The 18,561-nt window shown below is 31.3% G+C and carries 16 protein-coding genes; 2 read left to right on the forward strand and 14 right to left on the reverse strand.

The window, feature by feature from the left end:
• Positions 1-7: 7 nt before the first annotated feature.
• Together AX016_RS03775 and AX016_RS03780 are read right to left on the reverse strand one after the other, a co-directional pair.
• Positions 8-3,226, reverse strand: a complete 3,219-nt coding sequence (locus AX016_RS03775; protein WP_100894341.1) for a SusC/RagA family TonB-linked outer membrane protein — start codon at positions 3,224-3,226, stop codon at positions 8-10.
• A 98-nt stretch (positions 3,227-3,324) separates the two neighbouring features.
• Positions 3,325-4,023 carry a TIGR04282 family arsenosugar biosynthesis glycosyltransferase gene (locus AX016_RS03780; RefSeq protein ID WP_100894342.1) on the reverse strand — a complete coding sequence of 233 codons (699 nt, stop codon included), beginning with the start codon at positions 4,021-4,023 and terminating at the stop codon, positions 3,325-3,327.
• A gap of 321 nt (positions 4,024-4,344) precedes the next feature.
• Between AX016_RS03780 and AX016_RS03785 the strand changes: the two genes are divergently transcribed.
• Entirely contained in the window at positions 4,345-4,953 is a 609-nt protein-coding gene (locus AX016_RS03785; RefSeq protein WP_100894343.1) for a TetR/AcrR family transcriptional regulator, read from the forward strand.
• A 4-nt stretch (positions 4,954-4,957) separates the two neighbouring features.
• Here the strand turns inward: AX016_RS03785 and AX016_RS03790 are convergent, their stop codons facing one another.
• From AX016_RS03790 to AX016_RS17335, 4 genes are all read right to left on the reverse strand, one after another.
• Positions 4,958-5,506: a CPBP family intramembrane glutamic endopeptidase gene (locus AX016_RS03790; protein WP_157811077.1), complete on the reverse strand. Its 549-nt coding sequence runs from the start codon at positions 5,504-5,506 to the stop codon at positions 4,958-4,960.
• A 282-nt stretch (positions 5,507-5,788) separates the two neighbouring features.
• Complete coding sequence (locus AX016_RS03795) at positions 5,789-6,784, reverse strand: glycosyltransferase family 9 protein (RefSeq protein ID WP_100894345.1); 996 nt, start codon at positions 6,782-6,784, stop codon at positions 5,789-5,791.
• Between the two features lie 37 nt (positions 6,785-6,821).
• Entirely contained in the window at positions 6,822-7,421 is a 600-nt protein-coding gene (locus tag AX016_RS03800; RefSeq protein ID WP_100894346.1) for a DUF4254 domain-containing protein, read from the reverse strand.
• Between the two features lie 30 nt (positions 7,422-7,451).
• Positions 7,452-8,012 carry a hypothetical protein gene (locus AX016_RS17335; protein ID WP_232732595.1) on the reverse strand — a complete coding sequence of 187 codons (561 nt, stop codon included), beginning with the start codon at positions 8,010-8,012 and terminating at the stop codon, positions 7,452-7,454.
• Positions 8,013-8,431: 419 nt separating this feature from the next.
• Between AX016_RS17335 and AX016_RS03810 the strand changes: the two genes are divergently transcribed.
• A complete protein-coding gene (locus AX016_RS03810; protein ID WP_100894348.1) occupies positions 8,432-8,665 on the forward strand; it encodes a DUF6341 family protein in 234 nt (77 codons plus the stop codon).
• Positions 8,666-8,775: 110 nt separating this feature from the next.
• Here AX016_RS03810 and purD read toward each other — a convergent pair whose 3' ends face one another.
• From purD to AX016_RS03850, 8 genes are all read right to left on the reverse strand, one after another.
• On the reverse strand, positions 8,776-10,047 hold the full coding sequence (gene purD, locus AX016_RS03815; RefSeq protein ID WP_100894349.1) for a phosphoribosylamine--glycine ligase: 1,272 nt from the start codon (positions 10,045-10,047) through the stop codon (positions 8,776-8,778).
• A 153-nt stretch (positions 10,048-10,200) separates the two neighbouring features.
• Positions 10,201-11,175 carry a UDP-glucuronic acid decarboxylase family protein gene (locus AX016_RS03820; protein WP_100894350.1) on the reverse strand — a complete coding sequence of 325 codons (975 nt, stop codon included), beginning with the start codon at positions 11,173-11,175 and terminating at the stop codon, positions 10,201-10,203.
• Positions 11,176-11,183: 8 nt separating this feature from the next.
• Positions 11,184-12,536: an undecaprenyl-phosphate glucose phosphotransferase gene (locus tag AX016_RS03825; RefSeq protein ID WP_100894351.1), complete on the reverse strand. Its 1,353-nt coding sequence runs from the start codon at positions 12,534-12,536 to the stop codon at positions 11,184-11,186.
• Positions 12,537-12,566: 30 nt separating this feature from the next.
• A complete protein-coding gene (locus tag AX016_RS03830; protein WP_100894352.1) occupies positions 12,567-13,655 on the reverse strand; it encodes a DUF1972 domain-containing protein in 1,089 nt (362 codons plus the stop codon).
• Positions 13,630-15,372 carry an O-antigen ligase family protein gene (locus AX016_RS03835; protein WP_100894353.1) on the reverse strand — a complete coding sequence of 581 codons (1,743 nt, stop codon included), beginning with the start codon at positions 15,370-15,372 and terminating at the stop codon, positions 13,630-13,632. Before AX016_RS03835 ends, AX016_RS03830 begins: the two co-directional genes overlap by 26 nt.
• Before the next feature lie 23 nt (positions 15,373-15,395).
• On the reverse strand, positions 15,396-16,082 hold the full coding sequence (locus AX016_RS03840) for an acyltransferase (protein WP_100894354.1): 687 nt from the start codon (positions 16,080-16,082) through the stop codon (positions 15,396-15,398).
• Positions 16,072-17,169, reverse strand: coding sequence for a glycosyltransferase family 4 protein (locus tag AX016_RS03845; protein ID WP_100894355.1), 1,098 nt, complete (start codon positions 17,167-17,169; stop codon positions 16,072-16,074). Before AX016_RS03845 ends, AX016_RS03840 begins: the two co-directional genes overlap by 11 nt.
• Before the next feature lies 1 nt (position 17,170).
• Positions 17,171-18,556: an O-antigen ligase family protein gene (locus AX016_RS03850; protein WP_157811078.1), complete on the reverse strand. Its 1,386-nt coding sequence runs from the start codon at positions 18,554-18,556 to the stop codon at positions 17,171-17,173.
• Positions 18,557-18,561 lie beyond the last annotated feature (5 nt).

Consider the following 18,561-nt stretch of genomic DNA (forward strand, 5'->3'; position numbering starts at 1 on the left):
TTACTTCTTAAAATTCGGTTTTTAAACTCACTCCAAAGCTTCTGGTAGACGGGTATGAAAAATCTTCTACTCCGTATGTAATGCTCTGTTCTTGTAATGCATTTAGCTCTGGATCAAAATGTGGGTTCTCTGTAAACAATAATAAATTACTACCTACCAAACCTATTTTTATTTTATTAAAACCTATGGCATCTACAATTTTTGCAGGAAAATTATAGTATACACTTACTTGTCTTAATTTTACATAAGAAGCACTGTAAAGCGCACTTGCCTCGTTACCACGATCAAAAAATGCATTGTTGTAAGCTTGGGCTGCTACTACTGTAGTATTTGGTGAGTATTGCGGATTATCTGCTGTACCTGTATTTACAACGCCGGCACCAATAATACCAGATTCTCTACCCTCTAATGTTTCTTTTAAAACTCCAGATGTACTACCTAAGGCCTTTGTTCTAGAAACAATGGTTCCGCCTTTACGCCAATCGAACAAAAAGGTAAAATCTAATCCTCTGTATGAAAATTTGTTATTAAAACCCATTGTAAAATCTGGATTATAATTTCCTAGTAAACGTAAGTTGGGATCTTGAACAGGAAACCCGTTAGAGTCGTGCACAATTTGCCCATCTACCTCAACAAAACCAGTACCGTACATATCACCAACACGACCATCTTTTTTTGCAATGTAAAAAACGGAGTTAGATCCGCCACCACCAGAAAAGATATTTGCCGTACCAGTTACAAACTGGTCTACACCACTTGGCAACTCCTTAACCTTACTTTTAAACGTTGAAAAGTTTACCGAACTCTGCCATTGAAAATCGGCATTTTTAATTACTGTACCACTAAGTAAAAGCTCTAAACCTGTAGTTTGTACTTTACCACCGTTTACGTTAAAACTACCAAAACCACTAGATTCTGATATTGGCCTAGATATAATTTGATCTACACTTGTATTTTGGTACGCTGCAGCATCTAATTGCAACCTACCATTAAAAAACCAGGTTTCTAAGCCAGCTTCATACGCATTAAGACGTTCTGGCTTTAGATTTGCATTTTTTAAAACCGTCTCATTAGTTACTCTAAAATTAGAACCATAGTTCTGGTTAAATAAGAAATTTTGAGTGTTTTGGTACGGGTTGGTATCATTACCAACACTAGCCGCACTAAACCTAAAATTTAAGTAAGAGATTGGCTCTGGTAATTTTAAAAGGCTACTAGCTACAAAACTTAGTCCGGCAGAATAATACCCAAACGAATTGTTATTAGATGGTAATGTACTGCTCCAGTCGTTACGGTAGGTAAGGTCTAAATACAAAGCATCTTTATAAGATAAATTACCTGTACCATAAACACTATTAATTCGTTTTTCAAACAATCTACTATCTCCTTTAAGCGGAGTTCTAGAATTTGCTAAGGTATAAATACCAGGCAATGCTAGTTGTGAGGCTTCAGCATAGCTGTATTTAATTTCTTGATCAAACCTATTTGCACCTAAAGAGACTGTATACTTTAAATCATCGTTTATAGCATCTTTATAAGACACCAAAATATCTGTATTTAATTCTCTAAAACTAATATCATCTTCTCTAAAAGAACCCTGCGGATTAGCATTTGTACTAACCGCTCTTCTAAACTCGCGTTTGTCTGCATACGTATCTAAACCAGCACGCACTGCAACATTTAGTTTATTTGTAATATCATAAACAGCAGAAACATTACCTAAAACTCTATTTTTATTAAAGCTGTTGGTGTTTTCGTTAACCGTTAAATATGGATTTGTAAGCCATAAGTAATTAATATCATAATGCTGCACTCCCTCCTGACCTGCTTGCCAGTAATTTTTTAAAGCAGAAACATCTGCCTGCCTACCTGTCCAGTTAAAACCATACAAAGGATTCTCATAACCATAACCAAGGTTTGGCCTGTTACCACTACGTGTATTTATATAATTTACAAAGGCGTTTACATTTAATTGCTCTGTTAATTTCTGATGTAGACTAAGCGAAATACCATCACGATCTAAATCGGTATTTGGCACAATACCTTCATTTCTTAAGTTACTATAAGATAATCTACTACTTCCGTTTTCGCCTGAAGAGTTAATGGCTATATTGTTTTGTTTGGTAATACCTGTTTCAAAAAAATTACGCACATTATTTGGGTTAGACACCCAAGGAGTTGCAGTTATAGGCGTAAAACTACCATCTGCATTTGTACGTGCAATAACATCACCAGCACGCACAGGATTGCCGTTAATATCTACAGAAGGACTGTTAAACTGATTTACCAACAACCCTTGATCTAATCTTGGTCCGTAGCTACTTAAGCCACCATCATTAACACCAGCTCCTTTACCGTTCTGAAAAGAATATTGACCGTTAGAACCACCACCGTATACATTTTGGTAATCTGGTAAGGTAAGTAAGGTTTCTACCGTAAGCGAATTACTTGTTGTAACACCAAAACCTTTTTTGTTTTTACCGCGTTTTGTAGTAATAACTACAACTCCGTTTGCAGCTCTTGCCCCATAAAGTGCAGCAGAACCAGCACCTTTTAATATAGATATTGATGCAATATCATCTGGAGAAATTTCAGAACCACCGTTTCCAAAATCTACTTCTTGCAAAGCACCGTTGTTTACCAGGTCACTCGTAATTTGTTCGTTGCTAATTGGCACACCGTCTACAACAAATAACGGTTGATTGCTTCCGCTTAAAGAATTTTCCCCACGGATGACAATTCTAGATGAAGAACCCACACCAGAAGAACCATTTGTAATTTGAACTCCTGCAACTTGCCCTGCTAAACTGTTTACCACATTAGTTAAAGTAACCTCTGTTAATTTATCTGATGATACTCTTGTTACAGCAGAAACAAGCGATTGTTTTTCTCTTTCTATACCCAAAGCAGTTACTACAATTTCTTTTAACTGTTCGTCTGATGGCATTAGTGTAATACTCGCCGGAAAATTACCGTTAGTAATAGTAATTTTTTTGCTTGTAAACCCTATAGACGACACTTGTATTACAAAACTAGTAGAGCTAGTTTGCAATGTAAAGTCACCATCTATGGTTGTAGTTGTGTAATTTTCTTTGCCTATTTCTTTTACCGTAGCAAAAGGTATTGGTTGGTTGTCTGTATCTAATATTTTAGAAGTATACGTATTTGATTGTGCAAATACCGTTAAGGCAAATAGCTGCACTACAGCTATTATAGCTATTTTCATATTTAAGTGTAATAAAGTTGATAAATTATTTTATAAGCAAGTACAACCAATTATAGTTACAATTGGTTTTTACTCATAAAAATGCCGATTTAAATAATTTATAAACTAGGAGGACCTCTACGTAAAAATGAAGATGTGTAAAAAGAAGAAACTATATTGTTGCTTGTTTTTATTGCTTTTTTAGATCTCTGACTTAAATAAGCAATTATAAAACTAGCTAAAACCGAATTAGGATTTGCACAGGCGTATTCTATAGCTGATACCTTTGTATTTATATCCTGAAGCGTCTCTAAAACCGTGAAAGGTACATTTTTGGCAACAGCCAAAGAATGTATTTTATTAGATAATTTAGAAGTTAACCAGGGTAGGTTTTTAAAAGCGTCTTCATTAAAAATACTTTTATGAACTCCAAACAAGTATATACCACCATCTATAGACGGCCCAAAAACTACTTTTTTAGTAGCCATTGCATCTACGGCTTGCTGTATATGACTTGCTGTTAAATTTGGTGTATCATTACCAATAGATATTACATTGGTATAGCCTTGAGTGTACAAACTTTTATAAGCGTTAGTATAACGCTCTGCAAAAGTGTTGCCGTGTTGCTGTGTTTCATCTAACCAAACAACGTCTACACTACTTTTATTTGCAACCTCTAATGTGTTCTTAATTAATAAGTCAAAAAACTGAGTAGAGACTTCTTGTTTTTTACCACCAAACAAAGGTTTCCTTTCTGCTTCTATTTTAGCGGAAAGAGAAAAAACTAATAAAACAGTTTTGTTCCGGTTTGGTTTCATTGTGGTTGCTTGGTCGTTAAAAAATAGAAACCTTAATTTCTTTTATAAAAATAACATAGAATTTTTTAATTAGACACTTTTTGTAAGACTAATACTATAATTACAACGCAAAAGCAGCTAATTTTTAGATTTATTGCATCTTTTACACAATAATAAAACAAACTAAGTAGTTTATATAGTTGTGTAAACTATATTTTTATTTTCAATACTATGTAGTTTATCGTTCCACAAACCATTTATAACCCATAAAATATATTTTGATGCAAAAAAGAGAACCTTGCAACAAACTAACTAGTCTTTTTACAACAAAAAGAAGCTAAAATGGAAAAGAACTTAAAACGCATGGCTACAATGCAAAGAATGCAGTCTGTTGGCCTAGAAATATTTTATAAAAATGGGTATTATGATACCAGTGTAGATGATGTTTTAAAAGAACTATCTTTATCTAAAGGTGCGTTTTATTATCATTTTAAATCTAAGGAAGAATTTTTTATAAGTATTCTACAGAATATTATTTTCCCTAAAGTATATAGCGAGTTAATTGCTCCTTTTGAAGGACTAGAAAACCCTGCTGTAATTTTAGACAAGTGCTTTGACAATGCTCTTGAAACGGCAGAACACAACCAATTAGACAATGGCTTTGTGTTAAGTAATTTTATGACGGAGTTTAGTGGTAAAAACGAAACAATTGTAAAGCTCCTTAAAGAAATGTTTAAGGTGTGGGAAGTAAATTTGATTACCAATTTACAAAAAGGCAAAACAGATGGCTATATAGACCGCCACGTAGATAGTGAAGCTGTTGCTAGCTTTTTAATGTCTTCCTATATGGGTGTGCGTTTATTAATGGTAGAAGGTAATGCTAAGTTACTTCGTTACAAGTACATTCAGCAATTGCGTAGTTATTTTAAAACTATTGCTGTGAAGCGGTAGAGATTCAATTATCCTTTTTTAAGGTTTTTTTTAGCATAATTGAAGAAAAAATTAAAATGATAACTGAAACTACTATTATATATGCTGATAAATCTCCATAAACATCATTAATTGGACTATTTACAGACTTAGCATTTTTAAAATTAATATAACCAGCAACAAAGCTAGCTAGGTTAGCTAAAAAATGTAGAACAATTGTATACCCAATACTTTTTGTTTTGTAATACATATACCCAAAAAATAAGCCTAGTAATAATGCATTTATTATCTGACTAGGTAATAAGTGTATAACAGCAAACAAAATTGTTGACACAATAATAGCTTTCTTAGCTGAATATTTTAACAGAAAACCTTTTAAGAATAAGCCTCTAAATAAAATCTCTTCTAAAACAGGAGCAAAAATAATTGTAGAAATAGTAAATGGTAAATTATTAAAAGGATTAGTCAACTCCTCTCCGGTCCCATTAAATAATGGTAATAAAAATGATTTGTAAATAGGTGTAGAAATTCCAAGAATATATGTAACTACAACAAGCGAAGAGAGAAACAACATTTTATAATTTTTTACACGGAAAGAGAATTTCACTGATACACCTCTTTTCTTATTGACAATATAAATTACAAGAAAAGTGCATAAAAAGCTTAGTGTAAAATTTAAGGTTATTTTAAGGTCTAAATTGTCTGTAAGTAAACCTAATACTGACACAATAACGCCGTTGATAACAAAAAATATTAAAAATACTAGTAAGGATTGTATAAGAGAATTAGGAAATAATTTTTTATTCATACTTCTTTAATTAAACCTTAAAATAATGTTTGATTATCACAACCCTGACTACCCTACAACCTCCAAAACCTTTTTTACAACATCATCTGGCAGTATAGTTTCCATAGCTTTTTCATAACCTGGTGGAAATTTATTACCATACACAGAAGTTGGTATAAGTGGGTATTTGTCTCTGTTTGCTAGCAATGCATTTGTACTTTGTTGTGCAAATGGATAAAAACCAGCAAATGGGTGTGTAACTCCCCAAAGTGTTATTGTAGGTACCGCAAACATTGCGCTTAGATGTGCGTTGCCACTATCCATAGCTAACATAACATCTAAATTAGAAATTAAAGAAAGTTCTTCTTTAAAGCTTAGTTTTTTAACAACAGAAACACAATTGCTGTAGTCTTGTTCCCATTTTTCTAAGACTTCTTTTTCTTTATCTCCTCCTCCAAAGAGAACAATTGTATAAGTGTCTTTTTCATTTAACTTATTTACCACTTTTTCCATAAGTTCTAAAGGGTACGTTTTACCCTCAAAAGCAGCAAATGGTGCAATTCCTATCCACTTTTTTGGTTCTTTTGGTAGTAATGCAATAGCAGTATCAGATAATTTTTCTTTTTCTAAAGCACAAGAATCATCTAGCTTAATGGGAAATCCTAATTTACCAAAAACAGAAACGTAACGTTGCTGCGTAGTTTGTAGTTGTTTAAAAACTTTGTTTTTACTTGCTGTTAGCGCTTTTTTATCGGCTCTGCCTTTATCAATTTGTATAAAAGGAATACCAGATAATTTAAAAAACTGTTTAAGAATATTAGAACGTAAAACGTTATGGATATCTGCAACTGCAGTAACATTCATTGCTTTTAACTCTTTAAATAATTTATAGAGTCCGTTTACACCTTTGTGCTTACCTTTTACGTCTGCTTGGTACACTTGTACGTTGGGCAATTGTGCAAACATTGGTGTAAAAAATGCCCTAGTTAAGACCGTAATTTTTAATGTAGGGTTTTGTTGCAATAGTCCTTTTACAACAGGAACAGTCATTGCAACGTCTCCCATTGCAGACAACCTAATTATTAAAATATGGTCCTGAGGCTTATTTTCCACGAAGCACTGGGTTTAGCTCGTCATCATTATACATTTTCATCTGCTTGTATACTTTCATATACTTGTTACCTGCTTCAATATCTGATATTAGTTGATCTATTGCTGTAGATAAATCTTTTTTCTGCTCTAATAAAACAGAAAGCTTAGCGCTACATTTTTGTTTATGCTCATCAGAAGCATCTGTTCTAGTTGCTTCTTCTTGCATGTGATATACTTTTAATGCAAGAATAGATAACCTGTCTATAGCCCAAGCCGGACTTTCTGTATTAATGGTTGCATTGCCTTTTACTTGTACCGATTGGTATTTGTTTAAAAAGTAACTATCAATGTATTCCACCAAATCTGTCCTATCTTGATTGCTAGCATCAATCATACGCTTTAATTTTAAAGCACTTACGGGATCTATATTTGGATCTCTAATAATGTCTTCATAATGCCATTGTACAGTGTCTATCCAATTTTTACGGTATAATAAGTGTGCTATTTCATCCTTTGGATATGGATTTTCAAAAGATTGATACACATCATCTAAAATGTGGTATTTATCTATACTTTCGTTAAATATTTTAAAGGCAAAATCACTAAACATACTGTAAAATTTTAGGCAAATATACCAATTTTACTTCAGTAAAACCTTAAATACAAATACCGTTATCGGGACTAAAATAGCTATAAAAAGGTTTAGCTCTTTAAAACGAGGTTTACGTAAAATTTCTATATAATTGGTAAGAAACACTGCTGCAGGAAAAAAGGTAATCATTATTGGAAAATAACCCAAGTTAGTCTCAAACAAAGTTATAAAAATACCTATGGTAAAAGATATTGCTACAAGTCGCATACTTGCTAAACGGCCAACACCTATTTTGCCAATTTTTATGCTGCTAATGACACCAACAATAATTACAACTATTAAATACACTATGGTTGCAGAACTTTTGCTCCACTCTTTAAACATATCTGCATCTAGTTTTAATGTAAAAATGTAATGCTCTACGATAAAGTTTAAATTACCCATAGCTGCTAATACCGCCGAAACTATTAATGAAACTGCTACAAAAGCTGATAAAGGTAAAAACCAGTTTCTTATATTTTTAGGCTCATAAATATAAATGGCTATAAATACCCAAATTAAATACAGCAAAGCCCAATCATAAAACAGGCTAGCAATAATAATCCACATTGAAGCATCAAAAATTTTATATTTAATTTCCTTTAAAGATTTTAGGCTTAAAATTTTTCTAGTTGCTAAAACAATAAAAAAACTGCAAAAAATACCGTTAGTATCTGTTAATGAAGCTGGGAAAAAGACACATAATAAGGCATAAAAAAGGACCGCAAAGGAGTTTACCTGAGTAATTTTATTGCGTTTTACTATAAAATTGACAAGAAAAATAGTAAAAAACAGTACTAAAACTACACCAACATTTATACCAATTAACTCGAGTGAAAACAAGACATTACCCCCTAAAAAACGAGCCATGCCAAAGAATACCAACAGTAAAGTAAGTACAATTATGTAATTAATAGGTTTTGTTTTGCTAAAAAAGCTTGAAATCATCTAGAGTTTTTATATTTTTGCAGGGTAAATATACATATAAGATGAAAACATTTTTTAAAGCAATAGAGGATTTATTTGTTGATGTACTTTTTGCTCCTTTAGATTTACTAAGAGCATTAGAATTAGAAAACTGGTGGGCAGCAAATACGCTTAACTGGGTTTTTATGATTATTGGAGCAATAGCAATGGTATATTGGATGTTACAACTTAAAGAGCACTCTAATAACAATGAAGAAGATAAGAGTGTAAATGCACATTCTTACATAAAAATTTAAATATTTATTTGGCTGTACCGGCTAAAACCTATTTACTTATATAAGAAAACCCAACTAGCTACTATTGTAGTTACTAGTTGGGTTTTTATTTTTTAGTTAGCTAACTTCTTTTACAAGTCGAAACCTAAGTCTTTTCTGTAGTTTATTTTATCAAAATGAAGCTTTTCTACGTTTTTGTATGATTGTGCTAAAGCATCTTTAAAATTAGTACCAAATGATGTTACTGCCATTACACGACCACCGTTAGTAACCACTTTATCACCATCTAATTTAGTACCTGCATGAAAAACAATAGAACCTTCTACTGTATCTAAACCTGTAATTTCTTTTCCTTTTTCATATGCTTCAGGATAACCACCAGAAACTGTCATAACTGTAGTTGCCGTACGCTCATCAATTTTAATATCTATAGCATCTAATGTTTGGTTACCTACAGCTTCAAAAACCTCAACTAAATCGTTTTGTAAACGTGGTAATACAACTTCTGTTTCCGGATCACCTAAACGTACATTATACTCAATTACCTTAGGCTCTTCTCCTACTTTTATCAGTCCTATAAAAATAAAACCTTTGTATGGTAAGTTATCCTTTACAAGGCCATCTATCGTTGGTTTTACAACTTGTGAGTGTATTTTACTCATAAACTCATCACTAGCAAAAGGAACAGGTGAAATAGCTCCCATACCGCCTGTATTTAAGCCTGTATCTCCTTCACCAATACGTTTGTAATCTTTAGCTGTTGGCAATACTTTAAAGTTTTTACCATCTGTAAGTACAAAAACACTAAGCTCTATACCATCTAAAAACTCTTCAATAACAACAGTTGTACTAGCGTCTCCAAATTTAGAATCTACCAACATAGAAGCAAGTTCATTTTTAGCTTCATCTAAATCTTGTAAAATTAAAACACCTTTACCTGCCGCTAAACCATCTGCCTTTAGTACATATGGAGCCTTAAGGGTTTCTAAAAACGCTTGTCCGTCTGCCAATGTATCTGCTGTAAAACTTTTATATGCCGCAGTAGGAATGTTATGACGCATCATAAATTCTTTAGCAAAATCTTTACTACCCTCTAAAGTTGCAGCTGCCTTTTGTGGTCCTATAACAGGAATATTTTTTAGGTCGATGTCGTTTAAAAAGAAATCATGTACACCATTAACCAAAGGGTCTTCTGGACCAACTACAACCATATTTATTTGCTCTGCAAGAACTACTTCTTTTATAGCTTTAAAATCGTTTACACCAATTGGTATATTTTTTGCAATTGAAGCAGTACCGGCATTACCAGGTGCCACAAAAAGTTTATTTAGCTTTTTACTTTGATTAAGTTTCCAAGCAATAGTGTGTTCTCTACCGCCAGAACCAAGGATAAGAATGTTCATATTGTAAAAGTTTGCCCAAAAATACAGTATGACGATTTAATATCCTTTAAAAAAAAGAAAAAAGAAGTGAGAGTATAGATCGCTGCGCTGTTAGAAACAAGTTCCAAGACAAAATTCTTTCCTCTATTCTCTAGGTTCTTTTCTCTTGACTCTTTATTTAGAAAAATCTCTATGTTCTTTATCTTGTAATTCTTCTGGAGATAACGACTTAAAGTAGTCGAAAACAATTTTTAGTCCTTCTTCTCTAGAAACTTTAGGCTCCCAACCCAACAATTCCTTTGCTTTAGTAATATCTGGTTGTCTTTGCATTGGGTCATCTGTTGGTAAAGGCTTGTAAATTACCTTTTGCTCTGTACCAGTAAGTTTAATAATTTCTTCTGCAAATTCGCCTATAGTGGTTTCATGCGGATTACCAATATTAACTGGGTAACTATAATTACTCATTAGAAGCCTGTAAATGCCCTCTACTTGATCATCTATGTAACAGAAAGACCTTGTTTGCTTTCCGTCACCAAAGACCGTTAAATCTTCTCCTCGTAAAGCCTGACCCATAAACGCGGGTACAACACGACCATCGTTTAGTCGCATTCTTGGTCCGTAGGTATTAAAAATCCTAACAATACGCGTATCTAGTCCGTGAAAACGGTGGTACGCCATAGTAATAGACTCCATAAAACGTTTAGCCTCATCGTATACACCACGTGGTCCAACCGGACTTACATTACCGTAATATTCTTCGTTTTGCGGATGCACTAATGGATCTCCGTACACCTCTGAGGTAGAAGCAACCAAAATTATAGCGTTTTTTTCTTTTGCTACTCCAAGCAAATTATGAGTTCCTAACGCGCCAACCTTTAATGTCTCAATAGGAATTTTTAAATAATCTATAGGGCTTGCTGGTGATGCAAAATGTAATATATAATCTAGTTTACCTGGAATATGAATAAACTTAGACACATCATGATGTTGAAACTCAAAATTCTCTAAAGGAAAAAGGTGCTCAATATTTTTTAAATCTCCCGTAATTAAATTATCCATTGCAATTACGTAGAAACCTTCTTTAATAAACCTGTCGCATAAATGAGATCCTAAAAATCCTGCCGCTCCAGTAATAAGTACTTTTTTCATTCTATATTTTAATATGCTTTTTCTTCTCCAGAAACAGCGTTAAGTACGGTTTGTACTATAATTTTCAAATCTAAAAATAAAGACCAGTTTTCAATATAAAAAATATCAAACTTTGTTCTATTTAAAATGTCTTCGTCTTTTTCTATTTCTCCTCTATAGCCTCTTACCTGTGCTAAACCAGTAATACCAGGTTTAACAAAATGTCTTACCATATATTTATTTACTTTATTAGCATACTCACTAGTATGCTTAACCATATGTGGTCTTGGACCAACAACAGACATAGAACCAAATAATACATTGTAAAACTGCGGCAACTCATCTATACTGGTTTTACGTATAAACTTTCCTACTTTGGTAATACGCATATCGTTTTTAGTTGCCATATAATTATCTGCATCCTTGTTAGGAGCCATAGATCTAAATTTATAACAATAAAACTCTTCATTATCTATACCGTTTCTTTTTTGTCTAAAGAAGACAGGTCCTTTAGACTCTAAAGTTATTATAATAGCCATTAAAGGTATAAGCCATGATAATAGAAAAACAATAACCACTAACGAAAAAACAACATCAAACAAACGTTTAACAAATGCGTTTATACCTTCATGTAACGGAATTTCACGTAAAGAAAGCACAGGTATATAATCATAATATTCAAACTTTAGCTTCTTTGAAAAAATGTTTTTATTGTCAGGTATAAATTTTAGTGTCTTTAAATTGTTATCTGCAAAATTGATAAGACTAATAATTTGCTTGTTTGAAAGTTCTGTAACAGAACAATATATTTCATCAATATTATTCTTTGATATGTAATCAAAACTATTTTCCAATTTAAAATTATCATCCTTTGTTGAAAACTGCTTTAGAAACTGATATCCATACTCTACTCGCTCTTGAAAAACATTTACAAGTTGATCTGCTTTTTTATTTTTACCAATAACAACAACATTTCTTAGGTTACCTTTAATTCGCTTTCTATAGCTCATTAAAAGGTAATAATTTAAAAACTTGACAATAGATATTACCAGACCTACATACAAAAAGTACTTACCTAACTCTAGCCTACTTATATTGGGCTGTTTAAAAAAGCCAATAAAAGCATAGAGTATTAAAAAGAAAAACACAAACTGTGTAAAAAGTAATATTAGTATTCTAGTTGCCTTACTATACCTATAAACTTCATAAAAATTACTTTTTAGTGATAGTATAACCCAAGCACAAGATAGGTAACAATGAAACACTAATGCATTCTCAAAATTAATAGGCATATAATAGGCAAATAGATTTATTATAAGTAAATCTAGCCCATATGATAATGGCACTAATAAGGAAGAAAATCTGTGTTGGTTAGATAGCATTTAGTGTGTTGATGTAAAAAGTCAAAGGCATTAATTTTCAGAAATTTTGTCTAAAAATTCTCTGTATACATTATTAATAATATCCCAATTATATTTTTCATTGATCTTTTTCTCATTATTAATGATTTTTTTCTTATTGTCCTTTTTAAAATATTCCAATGACTCTTTAACATCTATTGCGGACTCAAAATAATATGCATCGTTTCCTAATATACTTTCATTAAAAATATTTCTATTTGCAACTATCAATGTATTAGAGGCCATTGCTTCTAACAGTGAAGGATTAGTTCCGCCTACAGAGTGCCCATGAAAGTATAAATTAGAAAAATACCTAAGGTTATTTAGCATATTAAAATCATAAATACCTCCTAAAAATCTAATGCCAACTTCTTCTTTATATTTATCTTTTAAATATTCGCCAAATTTTGTTTCGTGCTTTCCAACTACTAAAAAAGGCATATTTTTAGATGACAAAACGTAACCATCTAATATTGTCTCAATATTATTTTCTGGCTCTAATCTTGCTATTAGCATATTGTAATTATAGCTAGTCACATTATATTTTAATATTTTATGTTCTTTTGGGTTATCAAAAACAAAAGCTCCGTATGCTATAAATTTAGACTCAATTTTATATTTTTCCTTTAAGTATTCTTGTATTCCTATGGAATCTGCAATATGAAAGTCGCTATATTTTACAGCCCATTTTTCTGCTTTTAAGAGAAATTTTTGTACTGTAGGAGAGTATTTACTACGTTTCCATTCTAATCCATCCATGTTGGTTACTATAATAACTTTTTTTGGAAAAAGCCAAGACCAAATAGAACTGGACGTATAACCTAATTGCAAAATAATATCAAAATTTCTTTTTCTAATATCCCGAATACAATTTAAATCATATAGAAACTGTCCTGCAGTACCTAACTTATATTCTGGATCAAAACAATGCACAATTTTAACGCCTTTAAAATCACTTTGCTTATAGGGATGATTATGAGAATTATAAACGTAGATATCATACCCATTACTTGCCATATAAACAGAAAAAAACTCCGCAAATTGCTCAAAACCTCCGTGATAATTTGGTACTCCTCTAGTTCCTAGTATTGCTATTTTCATTAAGTTTGTTTGTATTCATTAGTAATAAAATTACCGTAGTAAAAAAATATATTCCATTTACCCTTCCAAATATAGATTCAGAACACATTACTGCTAACATAAATAATGAGAACTGCATTAATAATTTATCCTTTCGTTTTATTCCAATAACCAAGCTGTAAACCGGAATCAAAATTAACAATAATAATCCTATAATACCTGTTCGCCAAAAAGTATCGACATATTGGTTATGCGGATTAAAGCCTATATGGTTTTTTAGCCCTAAATCAATCAAGTGTTTATTTAGATGCTTATTGGTTTCTTTTGTAACTCCTTTTCCAAAAACATAATCTAAACCATTCATAGTGGAAAGAGTTTCTCGCCATAATATTAAACGTAAAGTTAAACCATTAATTCTTGAATCATTAGGGTTTTTAATATGACTTTCATTTAGGACACTAAGATCATCTTGATTTATTATTTCGGAAAATCGATGCTTTAGTGGTGAAAATATAATGACAATTAACGCTAAGGGTATAATTAAAAGTACTGTTTTTTTATTCTTAAGTAAGTTCATAAAAACAACTATTAAAGAAAATAAAAATACCATTTTAGAGCCACAAAAAATTAGAAACACAAATAAAATAAACTCTAAAATATACTTGTATTTACCACTATAATGTAAATCGATGTAACATATTGAAAAAAAAATGAGATATGAAAAATATACTGGATGCAAATATTTTGCAAAAAAATCAAAAGATAAAAACACAAAATTCTGATGGATAAATACATCAAAAATCGATGTTAATAAAAACCCAAATCCAAGCACAAATGCTGATATAGGAAATAAGGACAAATATTTTCTGTTCGCTATGGAAGGTAGAACAACACTTAAAACAAGAAAAGGTAGAAAACGCTCAAGGATAGATAATTCATTAAATCCTTCTTCAGAAATAAAAAAATTATTAAAAGCGTAAACCATAAAAAAGCCTAAAATTATAAGGTTGCCTTTTTGTGATGTTATATCTTCCCATGATAGTCTTTTTATATTTAACAAAGCCATTAATATTAATGCTACATTATACGCAGGTGCAGGTAAAAAAATACTTAAAACAAATAGGTAAATTGCTACTATAGGTACAGGAAGTGATTTAATTTGAATTGGATTGAAAGTTTTTATTGTTATACCAAGAAGAATTAAAACAATGACTAAAGGTAAAATTAGTTGAAGAATGTTATTAAAGTCAGAAGAGTATACATAAACATTTGGCAACTCGATATACCCATTCTTTATAAGCACTTCAAGTTCTATTTCGTTTGATTGAACACTACAATTAATTCCCTCTCGTTTTTTGAATTTTAGTAGAGGAATGTTGACAACTTTAGTTTCTGTTTTAAGGTTAATCTCTTTAATGGAGACCGTTCTGTTGGGGTGGGGAAAGTAAAGTCTTATTCTACGTAGTTTTTTAGTCCCATCAAGCCGGCATTGATAAGTTAAGTTTCCAGTGTCTTTAAATTTATAAACTGTTTTGAAGTTAATTTCAGACTCATTGTCACTGGAAATATAGACAATTGGGATATCTTCTTTACCGACTTCATTGGTAAAAATGAGATTAACTGAAGTAATAGGGTTTTGTAATACCTCATATTTAACAAATACATATAGGCACAGTGATATAATTACAAGTATTAGAGAAAATATAAAATAATGAACTGTTTTAAGTTTTCTAAACATTATCTGAGACGTACTGCTTTAAGTTATATTTTCTTAATTAATTTGGCAGGAATACCGCCAATAAGTGAATTTCCTTCAAAACTCTGATTCACAACACTTCCTGCAGCAACTACTGTCCTCTTTTTTAGAACCACTCCATCTAATATGGTTGCTCCAGAACCAATCCAGCAGTCGTTCTCTATTCTCACACCCAAACGGGTTACTCCCTGATTTTTTATAATAGTTGCCCCATCTGAAAAATTATGGTTTTCGGAAAATATTTTTACTTGAGGTCCAATGATAACATTATCCCCAATCTCAATTCCTCCTTGACCTCCAAGATAACAATAAGAATTTATCCCAGTATCATTACCAATAGTAATGCCAACCCCTTTATGAGAAATCACTCCAGTACAGATCAAGGTACAGTTTCTTGAAATTGTCACATTATCTCCAAAGCGAATGCCTTTTTCTGAAAGTGCATTTATAAACACATTATTGTCTAAAATAAGGTTTTTACCAGAAGTAAATAAAGATCTATGCTTGACTGTTACGCTTTGACCTTTAAAGCAAAGTCCTTTGGTTTTTAATAAAAAGAATTTGGCAATGAATCCTCTAAGTACTTGAAATCCTCTTTCGTATAATATCACAAACCATTCTCTAGAAGAATATCTACTCCGAATATTGTAAGAACTATCGCCTTTTAGTTTAGAAATAATTTTAGTTATCATTGGTTGCTTTAATAATTTTCATTAGGTTTTCAGCCGATTTCCCCCAAGAGAATTTTTTAGACTGAACAACTCCCTTAGCTGCAAAGGTATTAATGATTTCCTTTGAAGCTAATAAAGTGTTTATTTTTTTAGCTATATCTGATGGATCATCAGGGTTTACATACAATGCGGCATCTTCACATACCTCTGGCAGACTAGTCCTATCCGAAACAACAACTGGCGTGCCACTAGCCATTGCTTCTAAAGGAGGCAAGCCAAAACCTTCTGCATAAGAAGGAAAGCAGAAAAGGGTTGCCAACGCATACGCTAAAGGCAATTCGAACTCTTCAATATAACCTGTAAAAAATATTTTATCATTAAGGCCTAAGACGTCAATAGTTGAAGATAAGTTTTCATTTTTATGATCCTTTTCTCCAACAATCACTAAAGGAGTGTCAATAAACTGCATCGCAGAAATTAAGTTTGCTATGTTTTTTCTAATATTTAACCTCCCTAGGTACAAAATAAACTCATTTGGTAAATTATACTTTTCCTTAAATGCTTGTATATTCAACTTATTATGCCCTTCTAAAGGTTTGAATTTAGAATCTACACCATGGTAAACAAATTGAACATTATTATTTCCTAATTTATGCTTTATAATACGCCTCTTCTCCGCCTCTGATATAGTAACAATCTTATTGGCTCTTTTTGCAAGTGGCTTTAAAAAACTTAAATATAACCTTTCTTTATATGAATAAAATTGTGGGTAATCCAAGTATAATAAATCATGTATATATAAAACGCTATTAATTTTTGAGAATGAGCCAAAATTTTGGAGCAATACCACATCCAATTCAAACTTTTTGAAATGTCTTGGTAAAATGAAAACATTTGTAATTAAGTTATTATGCGTAGTAACATAAACTAGTTTTATATTCTTATTTTGATAAGGAAATTTCAGATCTTTCTCCTTTTTTTTTAAAAAAACATAGAACTCAAAGGTTCTGTAATTATCACTTAGTAATTCTTTTAATAACTGCTTAATAACAACCTTACCGCTCGGAGGGCCGCTGAAAAACCATTTAGCATCAATTCCTATTTTCATATTAAGTAGAGATTTTAGGTAAATTATCTATTAAGATTTTTTTTTGACTTAATCCATAATATATTATAATGATAACAAAGTAATAAAACCCTTGTTTTGGAATATCAGTTCCAATAAGGTTGATCATTAACCCTACAAGAAAAAATAATGACACTCTATTTCTTTTGGAATAAAAGATTTCAATTAAAGATAATAAAAACAAAATAAAACCTATAATACCTTTTTCTGCCAAAGATAGTGCCAAATACGCATCCCCTACCTTATGATAAAACACTTTATCTGGTTTTTCCTTATGCCTGTTTGTATAGCCGGCAAATATTACCACATCAGCTTTCGACGAGGATAAGGCTCCAATACCAGCTCCAAAAGGTTGTTCACTAAATCTGTTAAGCGCATAGTTTATAAAAATACCGCGCTGAGAAATTGCATTGTCCTTTGCAAATGGGTTAAATGTTTTTACAAATTTTTGAATATTTTTATTATTCAACCCATAAAAAATTCCCATTACCATTAAAACAAAAAAACACACTGTTAATATAATAAGCTTTTTTGTTAGTCTTATTTTTGTTGGAGCATAAACTCCAATTAACAATAATATTAGAATAAGCAATGGCCCTCTTGAAAACGTTATTAACCCAACCAAACAAAGTAGTACGACATCCCAATAATTATCTCTCTTTTTCAAATAATGTAAAATAATTAAATAAATACAAGCTAATTGCCCCATAATTCTGAAATCAAAGACAAAACCAGTATTACGAGGTATAGATCTAAATACTCTTAATGCAATATCAGAAACCTTTTTTTTAAAAATTATTCCATCCGCAAATAATAAATACATCTGATCATAAAAATGTGGACTTAAATAAACCACTAAACACGCTAAAAAAGTGTACCTAAAAAAATTCAATAGATACTCATATTTTATAGACTGTTCACTATTAGTAATTATTACAATAAAAAATAAAGATAATGGCAAAATTTCTTCTGTAAAAACAGATAAAGAATATGATACGTTAAAAAGGCCAAAAAAATAAAGAAACACTATAAAAAGCAGTGTCCATTTTAACGACCACAGTTTTTTTACATTTAATGTTTTTAAACTAATTAAATTAAATCCTAAAATAATGACAATAGGTATATAATTACATAGTATATTGAGTATATTGAACGATAAGTTATTGTTAATAATAAAAGGCCCCATAATAAGTCTAGCAGAAAGCATTAAAATTAAGACTGTAGTAATATCTCTTTTAACAATAATTCTATAATAAGATATAGATAAAATAGGTATAATAAATAGAAACGCAAATGAAGGAGCCTTAAATACAATAAGTATTAATAAAAAAATTAAGAGTAAATAATAATCAACTTTAAAACGTTTCAACATAC

The sequence above is a fragment of the Cellulophaga sp. RHA19 genome (genome assembly GCF_002813425.1).
GTDB lineage: Bacteria > Bacteroidota > Bacteroidia > Flavobacteriales > Flavobacteriaceae > Cellulophaga.